General features: G+C 43.6%; 22 protein-coding genes. 11 read left to right on the top strand and 11 right to left on the bottom strand.

All coding sequences use genetic code 11. The features are described 5' to 3' along the window. Positions 1-25 precede the first annotated feature (25 nt). From putA to VXQ92_RS08380, 4 genes are all read left to right on the top strand, one after another. Positions 26-3,781 carry a trifunctional transcriptional regulator/proline dehydrogenase/L-glutamate gamma-semialdehyde dehydrogenase gene (gene putA, locus VXQ92_RS08395; protein ID WP_416681090.1) on the top strand — a complete coding sequence of 1,252 codons (3,756 nt, stop codon included), beginning with the start codon at positions 26-28 and terminating at the stop codon, positions 3,779-3,781. A 184-nt stretch (positions 3,782-3,965) separates the two neighbouring features. Then, a complete protein-coding gene (trmA, locus tag VXQ92_RS08390; RefSeq protein WP_064102057.1) occupies positions 3,966-5,048 on the top strand; it encodes a tRNA (uridine(54)-C5)-methyltransferase TrmA in 1,083 nt (360 codons plus the stop codon). A 243-nt stretch (positions 5,049-5,291) separates the two neighbouring features. Further along, positions 5,292-5,516 carry a hypothetical protein gene (locus VXQ92_RS08385; protein ID WP_034436106.1) on the top strand — a complete coding sequence of 75 codons (225 nt, stop codon included), beginning with the start codon at positions 5,292-5,294 and terminating at the stop codon, positions 5,514-5,516. Positions 5,517-5,907: 391 nt separating this feature from the next. Next, positions 5,908-6,468 carry a lecithin retinol acyltransferase family protein gene (locus tag VXQ92_RS08380; RefSeq protein WP_416681089.1) on the top strand — a complete coding sequence of 187 codons (561 nt, stop codon included), beginning with the start codon at positions 5,908-5,910 and terminating at the stop codon, positions 6,466-6,468. A gap of 79 nt (positions 6,469-6,547) precedes the next feature. Here the strand turns inward: VXQ92_RS08380 and VXQ92_RS08375 are convergent, their stop codons facing one another. Continuing rightward, the gene (locus tag VXQ92_RS08375) at positions 6,548-7,459 is read right to left on the bottom strand and encodes a bestrophin family protein (protein WP_416681088.1); all 912 of its coding nucleotides are present in this window, start codon (positions 7,457-7,459) and stop codon (positions 6,548-6,550) included. A 69-nt stretch (positions 7,460-7,528) separates the two neighbouring features. Next, complete coding sequence (locus VXQ92_RS08370; protein ID WP_416681087.1) at positions 7,529-9,256, bottom strand: glutamine--tRNA ligase/YqeY domain fusion protein; 1,728 nt, start codon at positions 9,254-9,256, stop codon at positions 7,529-7,531. A 423-nt stretch (positions 9,257-9,679) separates the two neighbouring features. Here VXQ92_RS08370 and VXQ92_RS08365 point away from each other — a divergent pair, with 423 nt between their 5' ends. Both VXQ92_RS08365 and VXQ92_RS08360 read left to right on the top strand, forming a co-directional pair. Next, positions 9,680-10,189, top strand: coding sequence for a peptidylprolyl isomerase (locus tag VXQ92_RS08365; protein WP_064096065.1), 510 nt, complete (start codon positions 9,680-9,682; stop codon positions 10,187-10,189). A gap of 110 nt (positions 10,190-10,299) precedes the next feature. Further along, the gene (locus tag VXQ92_RS08360) at positions 10,300-11,019 is read left to right on the top strand and encodes a UDP-2,3-diacylglucosamine diphosphatase (RefSeq protein WP_416681086.1); all 720 of its coding nucleotides are present in this window, start codon (positions 10,300-10,302) and stop codon (positions 11,017-11,019) included. A gap of 30 nt (positions 11,020-11,049) precedes the next feature. On the opposite strand, the gene VXQ92_RS08355 is transcribed toward VXQ92_RS08360, so the two are convergent. Then, a complete protein-coding gene (locus VXQ92_RS08355) occupies positions 11,050-11,271 on the bottom strand; it encodes a transposase (RefSeq protein WP_171254949.1) in 222 nt (73 codons plus the stop codon). A 673-nt stretch (positions 11,272-11,944) separates the two neighbouring features. Beyond that, positions 11,945-12,739, bottom strand: coding sequence for a 4-hydroxy-2-oxoheptanedioate aldolase (gene hpaI, locus VXQ92_RS08350; RefSeq protein ID WP_416681085.1), 795 nt, complete (start codon positions 12,737-12,739; stop codon positions 11,945-11,947). A gap of 243 nt (positions 12,740-12,982) precedes the next feature. On the opposite strand from hpaI, the gene nfsB reads away from it, so the two are divergent. Together nfsB and VXQ92_RS08340 are read left to right on the top strand one after the other, a co-directional pair. Next, positions 12,983-13,636, top strand: coding sequence for an oxygen-insensitive NAD(P)H nitroreductase (nfsB, locus tag VXQ92_RS08345; protein WP_064102054.1), 654 nt, complete (start codon positions 12,983-12,985; stop codon positions 13,634-13,636). A 107-nt stretch (positions 13,637-13,743) separates the two neighbouring features. Further along, the gene (locus VXQ92_RS08340) at positions 13,744-13,971 is read left to right on the top strand and encodes a hypothetical protein (RefSeq protein WP_416681084.1); all 228 of its coding nucleotides are present in this window, start codon (positions 13,744-13,746) and stop codon (positions 13,969-13,971) included. Here VXQ92_RS08340 and VXQ92_RS08335 read toward each other — a convergent pair. From VXQ92_RS08335 to VXQ92_RS08320, 4 genes are all read right to left on the bottom strand, one after another. Then, entirely contained in the window at positions 13,934-14,788 is an 855-nt protein-coding gene (locus VXQ92_RS08335) for an EamA family transporter (protein WP_416681083.1), read from the bottom strand. The two genes, VXQ92_RS08340 and VXQ92_RS08335, sit on opposite strands and share 38 nt — an antisense overlap. An 86-nt stretch (positions 14,789-14,874) precedes the next feature. Further along, the gene (fba, locus tag VXQ92_RS08330; RefSeq protein WP_064096059.1) at positions 14,875-15,912 is read right to left on the bottom strand and encodes a class II fructose-bisphosphate aldolase; all 1,038 of its coding nucleotides are present in this window, start codon (positions 15,910-15,912) and stop codon (positions 14,875-14,877) included. 120 nt (positions 15,913-16,032) lie between these two features. Beyond that, positions 16,033-16,311, bottom strand: a complete 279-nt coding sequence (locus VXQ92_RS08325; protein ID WP_064102052.1) for a hypothetical protein — start codon at positions 16,309-16,311, stop codon at positions 16,033-16,035. A 151-nt stretch (positions 16,312-16,462) separates the two neighbouring features. Next, positions 16,463-17,650: a phosphoglycerate kinase gene (locus VXQ92_RS08320; RefSeq protein ID WP_064102051.1), complete on the bottom strand. Its 1,188-nt coding sequence runs from the start codon at positions 17,648-17,650 to the stop codon at positions 16,463-16,465. A 139-nt stretch (positions 17,651-17,789) separates the two neighbouring features. Here VXQ92_RS08320 and VXQ92_RS08315 point away from each other — a divergent pair, with 139 nt between their 5' ends. From VXQ92_RS08315 to VXQ92_RS08305, 3 genes are read left to right on the top strand one after another with little or no spacing between them, the layout of a single operon-like run. After that, a complete protein-coding gene (locus VXQ92_RS08315) occupies positions 17,790-18,173 on the top strand; it encodes a DUF2237 family protein (protein WP_004279857.1) in 384 nt (127 codons plus the stop codon). Then, positions 18,173-18,766, top strand: coding sequence for a Maf family protein (locus VXQ92_RS08310; RefSeq protein WP_416681081.1), 594 nt, complete (start codon positions 18,173-18,175; stop codon positions 18,764-18,766). Before VXQ92_RS08315 ends, VXQ92_RS08310 begins: the two co-directional genes overlap by 1 nt. Before the next feature lie 29 nt (positions 18,767-18,795). Next, a complete protein-coding gene (locus VXQ92_RS08305) occupies positions 18,796-19,965 on the top strand; it encodes a JmjC domain-containing protein (protein WP_416681080.1) in 1,170 nt (389 codons plus the stop codon). Positions 19,966-20,042: 77 nt separating this feature from the next. Here the strand turns inward: VXQ92_RS08305 and VXQ92_RS08300 are convergent, their stop codons facing one another. From VXQ92_RS08300 to VXQ92_RS08290, 3 genes are all read right to left on the bottom strand, one after another. Next, positions 20,043-20,822: a glutathione S-transferase N-terminal domain-containing protein gene (locus tag VXQ92_RS08300; RefSeq protein WP_416681079.1), complete on the bottom strand. Its 780-nt coding sequence runs from the start codon at positions 20,820-20,822 to the stop codon at positions 20,043-20,045. Between the two features lie 101 nt (positions 20,823-20,923). Continuing rightward, positions 20,924-21,433 carry a ribonuclease E activity regulator RraA gene (gene rraA / locus VXQ92_RS08295; RefSeq protein WP_416681078.1) on the bottom strand — a complete coding sequence of 170 codons (510 nt, stop codon included), beginning with the start codon at positions 21,431-21,433 and terminating at the stop codon, positions 20,924-20,926. 12 nt (positions 21,434-21,445) lie between these two features. After that, positions 21,446-22,111 carry an NAD(P)H-binding protein gene (locus VXQ92_RS08290; protein ID WP_064096052.1) on the bottom strand — a complete coding sequence of 222 codons (666 nt, stop codon included), beginning with the start codon at positions 22,109-22,111 and terminating at the stop codon, positions 21,446-21,448. Positions 22,112-22,154: the final 43 nt, after the last annotated feature.

Below are 22,154 nucleotides of genomic sequence, written 5' to 3'. Positions count from 1 at the left end.
GATTGACGCAGTACAGGAAGTCACTATGCCAACCACTCTCCGCCCAGATTCAATTTTAGATGCGGCCCAGCACTCGAATTATATTGCTGAATTTAAACATAAAAACCAATACGAAGAACGGATTAATACGGCATGGCGTCGTGCTGAAACTGAATGCGTCGAAGAGTTATTGGCCCATAGTGAAATTTCTTCCGAGATGAGTGACAAGATTCAGGCGCTTGCCTTTGATCTCGCGCATTCCTTGCGTGAGCGCAAAAGTTCCACCGGGAAAGCCGGGATCGTACAGGGCTTATTGCAGGAATTTTCTTTATCCTCTCAGGAAGGCATTGCCCTGATGTGTCTGGCAGAAGCCTTGCTGCGTATTCCGGACAAAGCCACACGTGACTTGCTGATCCGTGACAAAATCAATCAAGGTAACTGGAAAGAACATTTGGGCCAGAGCCAATTGATGTTTGTGAATGCGGCCGCCTGGGGATTGATGCTGACCGGCAAGCTGATGGAAACCCCACAGCAAAAAAACCTGTCTAGCTTGTTGACTGGGATTTTGGCACGCAGTGGCCGCGGAATTATTCGTAAGGCCGTCGATGTTGCCATGCGCATGATGGGCGAGCAGTTTGTTACGGGTGAAACCATTGATGAAGCATTAAAAAATGCGGAGCCGCTGGAAGAAAAAGGCTTTCGCTATTCCTATGACATGCTGGGTGAAGCAGCACTGACCGATCCGGATGCTGAACGTTATTATCAGGATTATCAGCAAGCCATCCATGCCATTGGTCAAGCATCACAGGATAAAGATGTTTATGACGGGCCTGGAATTTCTATCAAACTCTCTGCGCTGCATCCACGTTATCAGCGCTCACAAATGGATCGTGTACATAACAAACTCTATGCAAAAGTACTGAAACTCGCGGTCCTGGCCAAGCAATACAATATTGGTTTAAATATCGATGCTGAAGAAAGCGATCGCCTTGAAATTTCGCTGGAACTGTTAGAACGCCTCTGTTTTGAACCGCAATTGCAGGACTGGAAAGGCATTGGCTTTGTGATTCAAGCCTATCAAAAACGCTGCTTCTATGTCGTGGATTACATCATTGATCTGGCGAAGCGCAGCCAGAAACGTCTGATGATTCGTCTGGTCAAAGGCGCGTATTGGGACAGTGAAATCAAAAAGGCCCAGATTGATGGAATGTCGGATTACCCGGTATTTACCCGCAAGGTACATACCGATCTGTCTTATATCACCTGTGCGCGTAAGCTGTTGGCTGAACCGGATTATATTTACCCGCAATTTGCCACTCATAATGCACAAACGGTAGCGACGATTTATCAGCTGGCGCAACCTGAGCAGTATTATGCAGGCCAATACGAGTTTCAATGTCTGCATGGCATGGGCGAACCGCTGTATGCAAATGTCGTGGGCGATCCATCGAAAAATAAACTGGGTGTTCCCTGCCGGATCTATGCGCCAGTCGGCAATCATGAAACCTTGCTGGCTTATCTGGTGCGTCGTTTACTGGAAAATGGTGCCAATACGTCCTTCGTCAATCGTATTGCCGACAAGACCTTGAAAATTGAAGATTTGATTGAAAATCCACAGCAAACGATTTTAAAGGCATCAAAACAGGAAAACGTATTGGGTGCCAAGCATCCGCATATTCCCTATCCGCAAGATCTTTATACCGATGCACGACTGAACTCTTCAGGACTCGATTTGGCCAATGATGCTGAACTCAGGGTTTTAAATGACGTCGCATCCAATCTGGCAAATACGCAATTTCAGGCAGCGGCTATGGGAACGGCATTTAGCAACGTGGATACGACCCATGCAGTTCCCGTAATCAATCCGGCACAACATCAGGATGTGGTCGGCACGGTCTATGAAGCAACTTCCGAGCAGGCCGAAATTGCACTCACCCAAGCCCTCAATGCACAAAGTTTCTGGGCTAATTTGCCTAAAAATGAGCGTGCTGCCTGCCTGAATAAAGCCGCAGAACTGATGGAACAGCACTTGCTTCCGCTCATGGTTCTTCTTTCTCGTGAATCAGGTAAAACCTATGCCAATGCGATTGCCGAGGTTCGTGAAGCAGTAGATTTCTTACGCTATTATGCAGCTCAAGTTTTGGATCTCAGTGACCATGTACAGATCCAGCCTTTAGGCACCGTGCTATGTATCAGTCCATGGAATTTCCCGCTGGCGATTTTTACCGGCCAGATTTCAGCGGCACTGGTGGCAGGTAATACCGTGATTGCCAAACCGGCTGAACAAACGCCGCTGATTGCAGCACAAGCCGTACAGATTTTATGGGAAGCAGGGATTCCGCAGGATGTATTACAGCTGCTACCTGGGCGCGGTGAAACCATTGGTGCACAGCTCACTGCAGATTCGCGTATTCAGGGCATCATGTTTACCGGTTCCACCGAGGTCGCCCAAATTCTACAAAAAACCCTTGCAGAACGGCTAAACCAGTTTGGAGAAAGCGTCACTCTGATTGCTGAAACCGGTGGTCAGAATGCCATGATTGTGGACTCATCTGCATTGACTGAACAGGTGGTGCTGGATGTTGTGAACTCTGCCTATGACAGTGCCGGTCAACGTTGTTCTGCCCTGCGTGTCCTCTGTGTGCAAGAAGATAATCTAGAGGCTGTGCGCAACATGCTTAAAGGTGCGATGCATCAGTTGCGTGTTGGCAATCCGATCTTGCTTAAAACCGATATTGGTCCGGTGATTGATGCAGAAGCCCAACAGAATATCCAAAAGCATATTGAGCAGATGCGCAGCAAAGGTCATAAAGTTCATCAGTTGATGTTTAATCAAGACCAGACTGAATTAACTCCAGGAACATTCATTGCACCAACCCTGATTGAACTGCCAAATCTGGATGATCTGGAACGAGAAGTATTTGGTCCGGTACTGCATCTGATCAGCTATAAATATGGCGGACTGGAACAGTTATTAGATCAGATCAATAATAAAGGCTATGGTCTGACCATGGGTTTGCACACGCGTATTGATGAAACCATGCAAACCGTGATTGCGCGAGCAGAAGTCGGCAACCTGTATATTAACCGCAATATCGTTGGTGCAGTCGTGGGCGTCCAGCCTTTTGGTGGCGAAGGTCTGTCCGGCACCGGCCCGAAAGCGGGTGGCCCGTTGTATATCTATCGTTTAATGCATCAAGTATCCGAGAAAAAACTGGCGCAGCCTTATGCAGCTCAAGTGGGGCCAGCACTTGTTGAAAATCACCTTGTTCAGGAGTTTAAAGCCTGGGTAGCTAAAACTTTTCCGACTTTATCTTTAAAAGCGCCTATGCAAATTTCGACTGGTCGAAGCTTTAGCCTGCAAGGCCCAACCGGTGAAGAAAATCAATACATGATCTTGCCACGAGAAAGCGTTTTATCTTTAGCACATACCGAGCAGGATCAGATTCAGCAAATTCTGGCGATTTTATCGGTTGGCAGTCGTCCTGCGGTACTGGCGAACAATACTTTTATGCTGAAATATTTACCAACAATGCCGGCCGCGGTCAGCAAGCAATTCAAAGTGATTCGGGATATTGAAACAGGCGCGTTTGATGCCGTCCTGCATCATGGTGACACTGCTGAACTGATTGATTTGCAGAAACGCATTGCAGCCCGAAAAGGTCCAATTATTAGTGTTACTCATTTGAGTTCGGGAAACTACGATATTCCGGTCGAACGATTGGTGATTGAACGCGCCATCAGCATCAATACGGCGGCGGCAGGCGGCAATGCCAGTTTAATGACCATGGGTAATCTCTAAATAAGTCGAATAAATCCCGCATTTTTAGTTCAAATATTTCCTCTTTATGACCAAATTTTTCTCCTCAGAGGGTTTGGTCTTTTTTATGCAGTTTTTAAAGCCGTTCTACCAGAATAGGCTTAGGCAGATCGGCAATTTTTTGCTACCATTTGCGCTTTAAAATATTTGCGATTTCTTACTGCATATGACCTCATCTTATCAGCAACAACTGGAAGCCAAAATTGAACGCATCAGCGCTCAGTTTGCCGAATATCAACCACCTGCTTTAGAAGTATTCCAGTCTCCTGAAAAATATTTCCGCATGCGTGCTGAATTCCGGATCTGGCATACTGAAGATGATCTGTTTTATGCCATGTTTGAACGTGACGAGAACAACAATAAAAAAGTGATTCGGATTGATGAGTTTCCAATTGCAGACCGCAGTATTAATGACTTGATGCCGCAACTACTGGCAGCATTCAAGGCAGATGCCAATCTGGGTCATCGCCTGTTTGAAGTACATTTTCTGGCGACTTTAAGTGGTCAGGTTCTGGTATCCCTAATTTATCACCGTAAACTGGATGAAAGCTGGGAACCAGCAGCAAAAGCGCTGGCGGAAAAACTCAACATCAAACTGATTGGTCGCAGCCGTGGCCAGAAATTTGTCCTGACTGATGAATATGTGGTGGAAGAACTGTCTGTTTTTGATCGTCGCTATAAATATAAGCAGATCGAAAGCAGCTTCACCCAGCCCAATGCACAAGTTTGTCAAAAAATGCTGGAATGGGCATGTGATGCAGCGGAACAATCAGATAAAGATTTGCTGGAACTCTACTGTGGTAATGGCAACTTCACTCTGCCGCTTTCAACCAAGTTCCGCCGTGTATTGGCCACTGAATTAGCCAAATCTTCAGTTTATGCAGCTGAGTGGAATATTGAGCAGAACCAGATTGAAAATATTCAGGTTGCGCGTCTGTCTGCCGAAGAATTCACTCAAGCTTATAATGGCGAACGTGTTTTCCGCCGCTTGCAGGAAGCACAAATCGATATTTCGACTTATGATTTTGATACGGTATTTGTCGATCCACCGCGTGCTGGGATTGATACTGAAACACTGAAGTTGTTACAACGTTTCCAGCGTATTATTTACATTTCATGTAATCCAGATACTTTATATGACAATCTGAAACAATTGTCTCACACCCACAAAATCAGCAAATTCGCCATGTTCGACCAGTTTCCTTATACTCACCATGTAGAGACAGGTGTTTTACTGGAAAAAGTATAAAGAATTTGTTTCAATTTATTATATTGTTACAATAATGGAGCTTTTTGAAGCTCCATTTTTTGTATTAATAATCATAAACTTAATAATAAATATTGACTTGTACAGCAATAAATATCGTTAGAAATGTTGGCTTTAATCGGAAATTTTCAAGTCTGACTGATGCTTTTATCACATAGGCCCTATTGCTTTATTTATTTAATTGGCTATATTTCACTCTATGTTAGGTTGTTGTATGAAGGCTCTATGAGTTTTTGGCAAAAGTTGTTTTCTAATGAACAACACAATGAACACAAGAATCAAATCGCTTGTGTTGAAAATGATTGCTCTTGCAAGACAAATGAACAGCTTCTTGAAGCACTTTCTAAAGCCACTGATGAAGAAATCATCATCGGAATTAAAAAGGTTCTCGTATCTCGAGGCTATAGCCGCAAAGAGCTGAATGAACTTCAGCACTTGCCATTGCAATAATCGGCCAACGTTACAGCCGTAAAAAAAGCACCTGTTTCATCAGGTGCTTTTTTTATTTGGAGAAGTGGGATTGAATAATTTAATCCCCTCTTCCTTTACTCAGGTTATAAGGCTAAAAATGACTTGAGAGTCTCTGTCATGAGGCAGAGAAATTCTGCATGATACCTTCGATTCCAGGTTTTGATTTTAGAGCAAGAGCTGATTTTCTTAGGCTATTTAGAGCTTTTTATCACCTCTATATTTCTTCGATTCTAGCTTCTTTGAATTATTTAAAAAATGATGATCAAGTCTCCAATTTTATTCTGAAATGCAGACAAGACATCGATTAATTTTGTAAAACACAGTACACTTCCTATTAAACGACAATGCTTTTAAATGGCTTAATTCTGATATGCAGCGGACTAAACGGTTTCCCATAGGGGCGCATCTTATGGTCAAACATTTCGGCTATACCCATCACGGGATTTATGCCGGACGTGGTCGTGTCATTCATTATTCCGGTTTTGCGCATTTATTCAAAAAACGCCCTATTGAAATCACCTCGATTGAAAATTTCAGTCATGGTAAACCAATTCACATCCAGCATCATGATTCGGCAAAATATAAAGGTCGTAAAGTGGTACGTCGCATGCGCTCCAGAATGCATGAAAATAACTATCATCTGATTATTAATAATTGCGAGCATTTATGTACTTGGGCCATTACCGGCGTGGAAAGTAGTCCGCAAGTAATTTACATGATGAATCGCCTGACGACGATTGGCTATATCAGCTCAATGATGAGTTTTATGAACAGCATGTTCCTGACCCTGACCACCACCAGTTTCGCATTGGCACTGTACATCAAGAAAAAACTCAGAGATAAAGCTAAGCAGCGTTTGCAACAATATCGTGAATTGCAAGATCAGGCTAAAACCAAGGTATCAGACCTGACTAATTTTAAACATCGTTAATTCAACACCTAGTCTACCGATAAATGATGAGCAGGAAAGGTTGAGGCCGTGTTTACATTTTGAAGATATAGATAGCAAATCAGGTTAAATAGCCTTTTCTGGCTTGAGTCGCCTCAGGTAGTGCTTTACCTAAAGAGCTTAGGGTTTCCCGCTCTACCATTCGTACAATTGAATCTAGCGGCAGATCGTTGTCCTGCAGGCCAAAAGGTTCTTCCAGCTCCGCACTGAGCTCGTCCAGCCCGAGCAGCATATAAGCAATCAATCCGACCAGAATCGGCGTCCACAGGCCTAAATTCGCCTGCAAACTGAAAGGCAGGATGAAGCAAAAAGAATAAACTGCACGATGCAACAACACCGAATAAGAAAATGGTAATGGTGTGGACAAGATCCGGTCACAACCGGCCTGAATATCTCCCAAAGCTACAGTGTGCTGATTCAGGTTGTTATAAATAATATCGCTGATCTTGCCCTGCTTATATTGCTGCACCAGCTCTTTTTGCATCTGCTCCAGTACCCATTGTGAGGGATTGATTTGCATGGGCAATTGCTCGAATGATTCAGGTTCAAAACCGGCAGTGACCTGATAAGCCTGAATGCTGGAGATCTGCTGTCTCAATCGGTCCCGTAATAGATGGGTAAACAGCATCATGCGGTACAATAAGATTTCACGGGTTTGATCGTCCAGAACGTGGCTGTCACGGCATAAATGACGCGTGGTTGCAATCAGCGCACCCCAAAGCTTGCGTCCTTCCCACCATCGATCATAGCAGGCCGTATTTCTAAAACTTAAAAAAATCGAGAGAATGACACCAAAAATCGTAAAGCCAATTGCCGGGACAGCAGGAAGGCTGACGAAATGCGCCTGACTCAAATACACCAGCAAGGCAGAAATAAAGACCACCAAAACCAATGCGGGCAGCACCTTGGGCAGAATCGTTCCCTGCCAGGCAAACAGTAAACCTAAACTATTATTCTTATCACGCACAATCATGGAATGTTCCCTGCTGTATTAAAAAAGCCCAACCAGAGTTGGGCTTTTTACATTTTGACTTAAACCAGCTTATTTGCCCGGTTTAAAGCTGTCCTTAAGATCAAGGATACGGTTAAATACCGGTTTTTCGCTGGAATGATCATATTGATCCGCCACAAAATAGCCTTCACGCTCAAACTGGAAACGATCTTCCGGCTGAGCTTGCGACAAAGCAGGCTCAATCACGGCTTGAACCACCTTCAATGATTCAGGGTTGAGGTTTTCCAGAAAGTCATCGCCCACTTCAGGATCAGACTCCGTAAACAGACGATCGTAAATACGCACTTCGGCAGGAATACCCTTAGTCGCAGATACCCAGTGAATCACGCCTTTCACCTTACGACCTTCAGGATTTTTACCTAAAGTTTCAGGATCAATCGAACATTTCAGCTCAACCACTTCACCATTTTCATCTTTAATGACTTCATCGCATTTGATGACATAGGCATGACGTAAACGGACTTCACCGCCTGGAATCAGACGTTTAAAGCCTTTTGGTGGCTCTTCTTCAAAGTCTTTACGGTCAATAAACAGCTCGGTCGTCAGTGGAATAACACGCTCACCCATATCGACATTCGGATGACGTGAATGGGTCAGGTCCATGTCAGCTGGCAAATTGGTTAAAGTCACTTTGAGTGGATTTAACACGGCCATACCACGCGCGGCGGTATTTTCCAGAGACTGGCGAATACAGTATTCCAGCATGGCTACATCGACGATACTGCCATCAACCTTCGATACACCGACACGTTGACAGAAATCACGTAATCCTTCAGGGGTGAACCCACGACGACGCATACCGACTACAGTTGGCATACGTGGGTCATCCCAGCCCTGAACATAGCCACCCTCAACCAGTTTACGCAATTTGCGTTTTGAAGTGATAGTATAGTCCACATTCAAACGGCTAGATTCATACTGATGCGGTACTGAAGGTGATTTAACTTTCGCTACAACCCAATCATAGAACGGACGATGATCCTGAAATTCCAAGGTACACAGCGAATGGGTAATGCCTTCAATTGCATCAGAGAGCGGATGCGCATAGTCATACATTGGATAAATTTTCCATTTATCGCCAGTCTGATGATGTTCAGAATGCAAAATACGATACAGAATCGGATCACGCATATGTACGTTTGGTGACGTCATATCGATCTTGGCACGTAGAACCGCCTGACCTTCCGCGTATTCACCGCAACGCATTTTTTCAAAACGTTCTAGGTTTTCCGCAACAGTTGCATCACGTTGTGGCGAGTTTTTACCCGGCTCAACAAAGTTACCACGGTTTAAACGGATCTCTTCTGGACTTTGCAAATCAACATAGGCATCACCCTGCTCAATCAGCTGAACTGCCCAAGTATAAAGTTGATCAAAATAGCTTGATGCATAACGCGGCTCACCTTCCCACTGGAAGCCTAGCCATTTCACGTCATTGGCAATACCATCAACATATTCCTGTTCTTCGGCATCCGGATTGGTATCATCAAAACGCAGGTTACAAACACCTTTAAATTCTTCAGCAATTCCGAAGTTCAAGCAAATTGCTTTCACATGGCCAATATGTAAATAGCCATTCGGCTCAGGCGGAAAACGCGTCACCACCTGTTGAACGCGACCAGCAGCTAAATCATCGGTAATGACCTGACGTACAAAATCCAAGCCTGGTTGTTGCTCTTGCTGCTGCACTGAATCGACTGCACTGTTATTTTGGGTCGGGTTCTCGGGCAGAGATGTCACAACATCATTTGGCTTCATGATCAATCATTCACTTCTAAAGTTAAAAAGGGATTAACAAATATTTAATCGTACAATTTGTACGTATATTCATTAACAAAGTTACTTAGTTTAACTATAGGTGATTAATCTCTCAACCGCTAACTCGGGTATTTGATTTCAATTCACTCATTTTAAAAAGTGAAAATACGGCAACCTGTCTATAACCAAACTATCCAGGCGTTAAAAGATTAGAAAATGTTTTAATCCATGCTTGTCAGAAATATTACGCCATGTCTGTCAGTATTTGAAATACCTTGATAAATCAACGTATAAATAAGGTATTATTTTTATGCTTTTAACAAAGAAAATAATGTTTTTACTTGCCTTGTCGAACGCAGTTTGCTTATGCTTCACTCATTCAGAAAAAACCATGGCACTTGTCCATGATCAGGAGATTACACAATGAGTTTTCCTCAAGTCGAATTAAACACCAATAAAGGTCGTATTGTTCTAGAACTCAATACTGAAAAAGCACCTAAAACCGTAGCTAACTTTTTAGAATACGTACGTGACGGTTTTTATGACGGCGTAATTTTCCACCGTGTTATTGATGGTTTCATGATCCAGGGTGGCGGCATGGATGAAAACTTCAAGGAAAAAGCAACACGTGATGCAATCGAAAACGAAGCAGACAATGGCTTGACCAATGACGAAGGTACGATTGCAATGGCGCGTACTCAGGCTCCGCACTCTGCTTCTGCCCAGTTCTTCATTAACGTGAAAAACAACTCATTCCTGAACCACACTGGCAAAACTGCTCAAGGTTGGGGCTATGCCGTATTTGGTAAAGTTGTTGAAGGTATGGATGTTGTAAATGAAATCAAAAACGTGCGTACTGGCAACCGTGGCTATCACGCTGACGTTCCTCTAGAAAATGTCGTGATCGAATCTGCAAAAATCATTTCTGAATAAAAAACGTCCTCTCCGTTCTCTATGAGTTTTAAAGCGATGCTTTAAAACGGTGTAATGGAAAATCCCTCATATGAATGAGGGATCTAGAGAGGAATAAAAGGAAAAGATTCGTGACCTATCTGTTTATCTCAGATTTACATTTGTCACCTGATCACCCTCGACTTGTTCGGGGGTTTTTAGATTTATTAACTGAATATCAAGATCGAAACACCCACCTGTATATTCTGGGTGACTGGTTCAATGCCTGGATTGGCGATGACTATACCTCTCCATGGCTGGACGAGATTGTCATTGCATTAAAACAGTTTACTCAAGCAGGCAATCAGGTTTATTTTCTGGTAGGTAATCGGGACTTTGCCTTAGGTCAGGATTTTCTGGATCAATTTTCTGGACAACTTTTGCCAGAGATTGCCCATTTTAATATTGGCTCGACCCGATATCGCATTGAACATGGCGATGCTCTGTGTACCGACGATGTGTCCTATCAACGGTTTAGAAAAATAATTCGTCATCCTTGGGTTTTAGGCGTATTACGCAAAATGCCGCTCAGCTTTCGTGCCAGACTGGCCAGTGGCTTTCGTAAAAAAAGCCATGAAGCGCAGCAATTAAAAAGCTATGCCGTGATGGATGTGAATGCATCTGCCGTAGAAACTGCCTTCAAACAAGCTGATGTGCTGATTCACGGTCATACACATCGGGCTGCCATTCATCAAGCAGCTAATAAAAAGCGCATTGTACTGGGTGACTGGAAACAGGAATATGCTGAAATTCTGGAAATCCAGCCAGACCAAAATTTTGATATGCTGAAACTAAAAAAGTGGCGATATTAATCAGCCACTTTTTTTAAGATATAGATTAGCTTAACACAAACGATAAAGCTGGTTCACACCGGTATAAAAGCTTTTACCATCAAGATTAAAAAGGATTTCCTCACCAGTTTGCAGCTGGATCATTTTTCCAACTTCTACCCAGATAAAACCATCCAGAGTGCTCTGTTTACGCTTTAAAGGAACTAATTTAACGTTAATTTCACCACCATTTACGGCAGTGGCGACATGCCATTCATTTAATATATTCAAAATATTTACTCATAATATGAGCTTTTTGTGACAGTACAAAGAGATTAATAAAACCAAATTTGTATAATAATTCTGTAGTTACTAGATGTTATTCAAGCTTAAATGCTTGAACCAAAAGTGAATCACAATCAGCTAAAAATAATAAAAGCGAGAACTATACTCGCTCGAAGTTTTGCCACTATACCCTTTATTCCCGAGGAAAGCAAACATACATTGTCATTACAATAGAATGGGATTTTTAAGAACTTTTCTCATGCTTTGTTAATTATTAGGCTTTTAACTTTCATTATCTAAAATTCATTTTAACGTTATTTCATTTCCGTTGATAAACAAAACCTGTCTTTAAATACCTTAAAATCAATATTAGAGACATGAAACTCAGCCCGAGGTACAGCAAGTTCCACTCTCCTGTCTTTTGATAATTTAGGATCAAGAGAATAGCATTTAAGGCTGCAAACAGTACGTGAATCATAAAAAAAGCTTGTTGCGCTCGTCTAGTTCTTTGCTGACGTTTATTCTTTAAGGTGTTCTGCTGTTCTTGTAAAAACTGTTCCGCTTCCTGAAGATTCCTTGGGATTTTCTTCTTATAGCTGAATGAATAGCTCATCCTAAAAAATTTCTGATTAAAAGTAAACCAAAAATCTAAGCAAGCTATTCATTCAGAAGTTCTTATTGATTAATAGCCGCCAGTCGGGTGAATTACATTGATATCCTTTCTATATTTTCCTAGCAGATCACGTAAAGAATTTATCAAAACGCTGGTATCCACGCCCACAGCGACAAACTCAGTGCCAAGCTCCAGATATTTCTGAGTCACTTCATGCTGGGTCGACAAAATCCCTGCGGCCTTGCCGGCAGCACGAATACGTTGAATGGCATCTACTACTGCTTTTTGCACTTCAGGATGATTTGGATCACCTTGATAGCCCATGGTCGCAGACAAGTCGACAGCACCAATAAATACCCCATCAATCCCGTCAAGCTGAAGAATAGCATCCAGATTTTCCAGCCCTGTTACTGATTCAATCTGAATTAATAGACAGATTTCCTCATGAGCCCTTTGATAATAATCCGGAATACTGTTCCAGCGGGTAGCACGTGCCAGCGCAGCGCCTACACCACGAATCCCTTCAGGCGGATAACGAACTGCCTTTACCATAAGCTCGGCCTGTTCCACAGTTTCCACCATCGGAATCAACAGCGTTTGTGCTCCGATATCAAGGAGCTGCTTAATCAGTTGTACGCTGCCAATGGGCGGCCGTACTACGGCTTGCGAGGGATAAGCAGCAATACTTTGCAGTTGTGACAAGGTCGTTCTCAGATCACTGGGTGCATGCTCACCATCAATCAACAACCAGTCGTAGCCTGCATTGGCTGCAATCTCGGTACCATAGGCATCGGCCAGCCCAATCCATAAGCCGATTTGCTGCTGGGTTTTAAGTTTGTGTTTAAAATAATTGGTCACTTGCATCCGCTAACCTATTTGCATGTTGCTGCCGATGCCTCTTATTAAACGCTTCTTGCTTAAAAGTGCCAATAGACAAAAAATAGTTTTTAATCTGATTTAGCTCTAAGTTTGGCTGATACACAGTTCAAGATCATTTTAGAATTGGCTTTGCTAGATGCTGTTTTATTGTAATAATCTGGGGAATAGGAAAGTGTATATAGTTAAAATCCCTACCCGCTGCTTATTTGAAAAGATTGGAGTCCATTGATGGATTTACTCAAGATCGCGCAAAATCGCTACACCACTAAAGCCTATGATCCTAGCAAAAAAATCCCCCCAGCCCAGTTTGATCGCCTGTTAGAAATTTTGCGTCTTACCCCCTCTTCGATCAATATTCAGCCGTGGCATTTTTTTATTGCGGATCATGATGCTGCCAAAAAGCGCATTGCAAAAGCCCTGGTCGGCACTTATGCCTACAATGCACCCAAAGTTCTGGATTCTTCACATACCATTTTATTCTGCACCAAAGCAGATATTAATGAGCAACATTTAGACAACTTATTAAACCGTGATGATCTTAGCGGCCGTTTTAAAGATGAATCTGCCAAGGAAGGCCAGAAAAATACACGCGCAGGCTATATACATTACTATCGTAATGAAAAAGGAGATATTCAGCGCTGGGCGGAAAACCAGACCTTTATTGCACTAGGCCAGTTGCTTCTGGCTGCCGGAATTGAAGGTATCGATGCCACACCGATTGGCGGTTTTGATGAAGAGATTATCAGTGAAGAACTACAACTTGCAGAACAGGGTTTGATCCCTTCCGTATTGTTGACTTTAGGCTATCGCAGTGAAAATGACTTCAATGCCAAGCTACCTAAATCACGCCTACCTGCCGAAGATATTTTCACCAAACTGTAATTAAATTATGTTATAAAAGGGGCCAAGTGCCCCTTTGCATATCAATTCGGGCCTATTTTTTGCTTTATTCTCCAAATATCTAACTAGAATAACAATTAGAGGTATCCATGTCTGTTATAGCTTCCCGCTCCTTAAAATTCGAATGCAAACATTGCGATAAAATCTATTTACACCATTATGTGCATTCCCAGTATCGTTATCCGCATTGTCCCGACTGTAAACAGGCCGGCTTGCTGCTGGGACGGGTAGAAAAAGAAGACGTGCTGCGTAATCCGCTTGAATTTGCCTCTTCCTATGTTAGACAGACATTGCATAAGCTAGGCAAATCACACTGATCACACCTAGGATTAATCCTATCGTGCTTGCAGGTTTGAGGCGCTCCTTAAAGATCAGCAACCCTGCAATTACACCAAAAATGACTACCAGAATATTCATGCCGGCAAACACGATTGCCGGTGTATCTTTAAGCAGCATATGTGCCTTGACATAAAAGGCGATGTTGGCGAAGTTCAGGCTCCCCAGTAGCAGGCCTAAGCCGATGTCCTTGCCGGACCCCAGATGATGATACTTGAGCAGCAGATACAGCATCGATAGAATCATGGCGCATACAAACATCAGATTAAGCGCTACGGCAAATTGCAAACCCAGACTGGTCGTATATTTCAGCAAAACATCAATCAGTGCATAACCCACCCAGACCAAGCCCAGATATAACATTCCCTGACTGCCCTGCCCGCTACTTTGGCGATGTGAAAGCAGAATGCACAGTACTGCACTGATCCCCGAGGCAATACCCAGTATTTTTAGCTGATTGAACTGTTCCTGAAAAATAAAATAGGCTGCCGCCAGAGATAAAACCACCGAGAGACGCTGGGCAATTTCTGTTTTTAAAATTCCCGCTGTCTGTAAGGCCTGAGCCAGAAACAGGAATACGCTAGGAAGCAAAATACCCAAAGCTAAAATGAGTAACCACGGTGTCTGGGACATTGAAATATGCTGAATATCAGGCTTGAACCAGACAAAACATAAGAGACTAGCTGAGGCATAGTTCCAGCTAATCATGTGAATCGGGCTCAAGCCCTTGTTCCTGGCGACTTTTAATAATATTGAGACTACAACACTACATAATGCTGCAATAAAAATCAGTTCCATACGCTGCTCTTATTTTTTCATCTTTATTTATGCATAAAAAAGCCCACATTTGCTGTGGGCCCTTCTTATAAATCATTCAACAGGAATTATTTATAACGCTCGACCATTTTCTCTAGAGAAATCGGGCGAATCTTGTCTGCATTACCTGCAGTACCAAAAGCTTCATAACGATCAATACAGATTTGCTTCATTGCATCTACAGTTGCACTGAAGAATTTACGTGGATCGAATTCGCTTGGTTTTTCAGCCATCATACGACGCATTGCACCTGTAGACGCCAAACGCAAGTCAGTGTCGATATTAATTTTACGCACACCGTGCTTGATCGCTTCAACCAGTTGCTCAACAGGTACACCATACGTTTCTTTGATGTCACCGCCATACTGGTTAATCACTGCCAGCCATTCTTGTGGCACAGAGCTTGAACCGTGCATAACAAGATGAGTATTTGGCAGAGCTGCATGAATTTCTTTGATGCGGTCAATCGCAAGAATATCGCCTGTAGGTGGACGAGTAAACTTGTAGGCACCATGAGAAGTACCGACTGCAATTGCTAATGCATCAACATTGGTATCTGCAACGAATTGACGCGCTTCTTCAACAGAAGTCAGAAGCTGAGAATGGTCAAGTACGCCTTCAGCGCCTACGCCATCTTCTTCGCCTGCCATTCCTGTTTCCAGGCTACCCAGACAGCCGATTTCACCTTCTACTGAAACGCCACATGCATGTGCCATTTGTACAGTACGGCGAGTAACGTCGACGTTGTATTCGTATGAAGTTGGCGTTTTACCATCCTCACCCAGTGAGCCGTCCATCATGACCGAAGTAAAGCCCAACTGGATAGAACGCTGACAAATGTCAGGGCTAGTACCATGATCCTGATGCATTACCACTGGAATATGTGGCCATTCTTCAATTGCAGCCAAAATCAGGTGACGCAAGAATGGTGCACCTGCATATTTGCGAGCACCCGCAGACGCCTGTACGATTACAGGTGAATTGGTTGCATCTGCTGCGAGCATGATTGCACGCATTTGTTCTAAGTTGTTTACGTTAAACGCTGGTACGCCGTATGCATGTTCGCCGGCGTGGTCCAAGAGCTGGCGCATCGAAATAAGAGCCATAATATCCTCCCAGGTAATGGGCCATATTCTACATGTTCAACTATTTCAATACAGCCAAAAAATACAATATTTTATAAAAAATCCCTGCTTTTGCAGGGATTTTTACTTGCGTACTCTCACTTAGTGTGTAACAGGCTCAGAAGCTGCGGCTCCAGATTCATCTGGTGTAGCTGCATCTGCCGACGCATTGGCAATTTCAGGCGGGACATCCATATTTTTTTCATCCAGAACCGGCTTATCAATGGCATTAATTGCTGCCTGCTGTTCTGGGCTTACGGTTTCTGCAGCAACAGGTGCTGAACCTTCTACTTCAGATTCTGGGGCACTTTCCTGTTTCGCACATGCGGTTAAGGCCAAAGATGCTGCCAGTAATGCAGCTAAAGTGAGTTGCTGTTTCATCAGGAGATCTCGTTTTGTTGACTCATGGTCTGCATCATATGACAGGTTTATTGCATTTTAATGACCAAATGATGAACAGATTCAGAATCTCTGATCTATAAAAATAAAAAAAAGCTGGCATCGTGCCAGCTTTTTAAATCAGAACCTACACTTAAGCGCGTTCCAATAGCACTGCAACAGCAGGAAGTGTTTTACCTTCAACAAACTCAAGGAATGCACCACCACCCGTCGAGATATAACCAATTTTGTCAGCCACTTCGTATTTATCAATCGCAGCAAGTGTGTCCCCACCACCCGCGATCGAGAAACCTTCCGATTCAGCAATCGCTAAAGATAAAGTTTTAGTCCCTTCACCGAATTGATCTACTTCAAATACGCCGACCGGGCCATTCCAAAGAATCGTCTTAGATGTTTTCAGGATTTCTGCAAATGCTTTCGCAGTTTCCGGACCAACGTCTAGAATCATGTCATTATCAGCAACATCTGCAACGTTTTTCACCGTTGCTTTCGCTGCAGCCAATGAACCCAGGAAATCTTCAAAGTTGATTTCAGAGGCATCTGCAACCACAACGTCAGTAGGAAGCGGAACTGATACTTTTGCAGCAATGGCTTTTGCTGTATCGATCAGGTCTTTTTCACACAATGATTTACCTACGTTATAACCCGCTGCAGCAAGGAATGTATTGGCAATACCACCACCCACAATCAATTGATCACAGATATCAGAGAGTGAAGTTAATACGTCTAGTTTAGTAGATACCTTAGAACCCGCAACAATCGCCACCATTGGCTTTTCTGGAGTTTTTAACGCACGACCCAGCGCATCAAGTTCAGCAGCCAGTAAAGGACCTGCAGCGGCGACTTTCGCTAAACGTGCCACACCTTCAGTAGATGCTTCTGCACGGTGTGCTGTACCAAAGGCATCCATTACAAATACGTCGCAAAGTGCTGCATATTTTGCTGCAAGCTCAGGGTTGTTTTTCTTTTCACCCACATTAAAACGACAGTTCTCAAGCAGAACGACCTGACCTGGCTGAACATCAACGCCATCTAAATAGTCAGTGAACAGTTTCACTTCCTGACCCAACGCTTCAGTCAGGTAAGCCGCTACAGGGGCAAGTGACTGTTCAGCCTTAGGCTCACCTTCAACCGGACGACCCAGATGAGAATACACCATTACTGCAGCGCCTTTTTCTAGTGCTGCTTTAATCGTTGGCAATGCTGCACGAAGACGCGCATCGCTGGTGATCACACCATTTTTAACAGGAACGTTTAAATCTTCACGGATCAGAACACGTTTACCTGCTAAATCGAGGTCAGTCATACGCTGAAAGTTCATGTAAAGCTCACTTTATAGATATTAAAACCAGCCGATTTTAAATGATTATGCAGAAAAAGGTTAGCATCTTTTGCAGAAATCATTATGAATGCCAAAGTTTTGTTATGATAGAAAAAAGCCTCTTTTAGATTCAGTCCTTATGTCGATACATCCTGATCCAAATCTTAACCGTTTGAACGTGTTAGGTGAGCCTTTGTCCAGCTGTTGCTTCGATCCGATTACCGGGTATTTCCGCAATGGCTTTTGCCATACTGCAACCACTGATCTGGGGCAACATACGGTATGTGCGCAAATGACTTCAGAGTTTCTGAATTTTTCCCAAAAAGTCGGTAATGATCTGATTACACCTTTACCGGAACTGGACTTTCCTGGCCTGCAGCCTGGCGATTTCTGGTGTATCTGCGTGACGCGCTGGGTAGAAGCCTATGAAGCCGGTCAGGCACCACCGATCAAGCTGCAAGCCTGTCACAAAGCTGTTCTTGCTTACGTACCGTTAAATATTCTTGAGGAATATGCTGTCTAATGAATTCTGTACAGATTATCTTGGCATCATCCAGTCAAACCCGCAAAGCGCTGATGGATCGTTTGCATATTGATTATATTTCCGTAGTTCCGGATATTGATGAGTCTCCTCGCGGGGAAAATCATGCAGATGATCTGGCACAACGACTGGCTTTCGAGAAAGCCAGATATATTGCTGAACAGAATCCAGAAGCGATTGTGATCGGCTCGGATCAGGTGGCATGGCGTGAAGGTGCACCGGATATTTTTATCGGTAAACCGTTAACGACTGAAAAAGCTATTCGCCAGCTACAAGCCAACTCGGACAAAATTGTATATTTCAGTACGGCGCTCAGTGTGCAGCAGCGATCGACCGGTTTTGAACAAAGTCTGGTTGAACACTATAAAGTCAAGTTTCGTAAACTGTCTCAGGCCGAAATCGAGCGCTATATCGAAATTGAACAACCCTTGCAATGTGCAGGCAGCTTTAAGTGCGAAAGCCTCGGCATCAGCTTGTTTGAAGAAATGATCGGACAAGACCAGACTACACTGATGGGCATGCCGATGATCAAGCTCTGTCATATTCTTCGTGAATTAAAAATTCTGGTTCCTTAATCTCTCCCTTTAAATTCAGGCTGTACTCTATGTCTCAACCTTTAGACGTATTAGGCGGTATGACCGCTGAACAATTCCTTAGTGAATACTGGCAAAAGAAACCTTTACTGGTGCGTAATGCGATGCCTGAAATCGTCAGTTTGCTTGAACCCAACGATGTGATGGAACTTGCGCTTGAAGAACATGTCACTGCCCGTCTCATCAAGCAGAAAGACCGTGATCCGAATCAGTGGAGCGTGAAATCTTCGCCTTTACTCAAAGCAGATTTCCAGAAGATGCCTAAGCTCTGGACGCTTTTGGTTCAGGCTGTAGATCACTATTCATTTGACCTGTCGGCACTTTGGAAAAAATTCCCGTTTATTCCACAATGGCGTCGCGATGACATTATGGTGTCTTATGCACCGCAAGGCGGTTCAGTCGGCAAACATTTCGACTTCTATGATGTATTTCTGGTACAAGGCTATGGCCACCGTCGCTGGCAGCTTGGGCAAATGTGTGATGCCGAAACTGCATTCGTTCCAGGTCAACCACTCAAACTGTTACCAGAAATGGAAGTTAATTTTGATGAAGTCCTGACACCTGGCGACTTGCTCTATGTGCCGCCTGGTCTGGCTCACTACGGCGTCGCTGAAGATGACTGCCTGACTTATTCTTTCGGTTTCCGTATGCCGAATGTCAGTGACATGATGGATCGTGTCGGCGACAAGTTTGCCGAAAATGAAGCTTTACGCAATCCTCTGACTGACATCATTCGTGATCAAATCAGTGCTGCCGGTGAAGTCACAGGCAATGAGCTTGAATATCTGAAAGACAAAATCATGGAGCAGCTGCATAACTCCAATGTACTTGAAGATGCCATTATGAGCCTGATGTCTGAACCCAAATACCCAGAAAACCTTCCGGAAGCTGAGGAAATTGGTACGGGCGACCTGGAAGAGGCATTGGATCAGGGTTATAGCATTATGCTCGAGCCTGCATCACGCCTGCTTTATACTGAAGAAGATGGTGAAGTACTGTTCTGGGGCAATGGCGAAGGTTTATGTGTCTCGGAAGCTTTTGCAGAAAAACTCAAGCTGATTGCCAATGGTGAGTCTGTGATGCTGGACCTGGACTTTGCTGATGAAGATATGCTGGAAGATCTGGCAGATCTGCTCAATGAATCAATTCTCATGCTGGTTCCACCTGCTGAAGAAGAATAAGAAATATAAAAAAGAGGATCAAATGATCCTCTTTTTTTCTGGCTTAGGAATTCTTTTATTTAAAACAGTTACAGGAATCAAGATCCATACTGACGTTTTAGATAATCCACAATATCTTTCGATTCGAACATTTTCACATTGGTATTCGGGTCGACCAGATAAGGTACCTGAATATTATTTCCCATCACTTCCAAGACATGTTCACGCTTACCGCCCGGCAATGGTTCATATTTACCCGGTTTTAGTCGCAGTTTTGCCAGACCCTGATCCTGCCAGCGCTCTTTCGCTACATTATGGTAGATATAGGGAATTTCTAGCTCAGACAATACACCACGGACAATACGGGTATATGGGCTGGCTTCAAAGCCCCACAGTTCAAGAAGCTGTGCAGGTACAGGTTTATCTTTCTTTAAGGGTTTCGCCATACCACCACGCAGGCCGTTCACCATCGTACCGGCAATGGCGGCAACTGGCACCTTTGGATAATTTGCATATTTGGCTGGGGTTTTACCAGTTTTGCCATAATGCTTAAACAGGTGGTGAATAATATCCTGAGATTCGTAGAGCTTATCTCCCGTGTTTTCATCCACTAAAAATGGGAACTGAAGTTTACCGCCCTGCTGTTTTACTTCGGGACGAAAGCGTTTACCACCTCGTGGACATGGATACACTTCGTAATCGAGGTTCAGTAAAGTCATCACTTCACGTACACGGCGACAGAATGGTGAGCCTTCGTATTCATAAAGCTTTAGCGGCTTTTCAGGCTGGTTTGGAAACGGGGTTCCAGTCGTTCCTCGACCGCCTTCCAGAAATGCAGATGCCAATGCCTGTGCTACTTTAATCTGATGACCTAACATATCATCTATCCTCTTTATTATTTTCAAGCCGTGAAAGCTGCAATCTAAACTGCCGAACTTTCACGTTATAGCTGATTTTTGTATGTTTTCAATAAACAGGATTAGTCCACCAGTTTTTCTTTAGACAAAACGATACCATTATTGTCTGCATAGACGTATTCACCTGATTGAAAGGTAACACCACCGAAGTACAGTGGTATATCAACTTCACCAATGCCTTTACGATTGCTCTTTTGCGGAATCGCAGCTAAGGCCTTCACACCAAGATCAAGTTCAGCGATTGCATCGACATCACGCACACAACCATAAATAATTACACCATTCCAATGATTTTTTACAGCTGACTCTGCAATCAGGTCACCCATCAAGGCGCAGCGCATTGATGCACCACCATCTACCACCAGTACCTTGCCGGTTCCATCTGTGGCCAACAATTCTTTGACACGTGAATTATCTTCAAAACATTTCACCGTGACGATCTGACCGCCAAAATTTTTTCGTGATCCATAACTCTTAAAAAATTTACCGTCCAGACAAGGTGTAACTACTTGAAGCTCTAGCTCAGGATGGTCATCTAACAAGTCACAGGTAACAAATGCTGCTGTAGACACGGTGTTTTCCCCTCATTTCATTTTTTGTATACGTAAATTATCATAAATTTCAAATTTTACCGTCTGGGTCAGCGCAGCCTCGACCATAGTATGAGCGACCTGTTCAGCTGTCACTGGCTTGTAAACAAAATTGTCAGGAATAAAACGCGATACTTTATGGTAAACCTGCTGCGCGATATCTTCTAGAAAACGCTGTTCTGGACGTTCACCAATAAGCAATGAAGGCCGAATCAGACTGATTTTATCCAGGGTCAATGTTTGCACATAATCCTCCAGTTCGCCTTTAACCCGGTTATAGTAAAAATGTGATTGCGAATTGGCGCCCATCGCACTCAGCAGCAGGTAATGCGCTGAAGTCTGTTGCAATAGCTCTGCAAAGTGTGCGTTTATCGTATAGTCAATACTATAAAATGCCTGTTTAGATCCGGCTTTTTTCATGGTGCTGCCCAGACAGCTAAAGCCATGGCTATGCTGGCTGACATCCTGATCATTCAGCATCAGGAAATCCTCTAATACCAGTTGTTGAACTTTATCCAGAGCATCCAGATCTTTTTGATATTTTCTGACCACTGCAGTAATCTGCTGGCAAGTGGGTTCTTCCTGCAAACGTTTTATTAGTTGTTTCCCTACCAATCCGGTGGCACCTATAACAACGGGATGAGTCAGTGATTTAGTCATTTTTTATACGATCTCCTAGGTGGAATACTAATCTAACGTTTTC

It is taken from the genome of Acinetobacter sp. 228 (assembly GCF_048147885.1).
The sequence above is the reverse complement of the archived record's forward strand: the minus strand, read 5'-3'. Positions and strand labels throughout refer to the sequence as shown.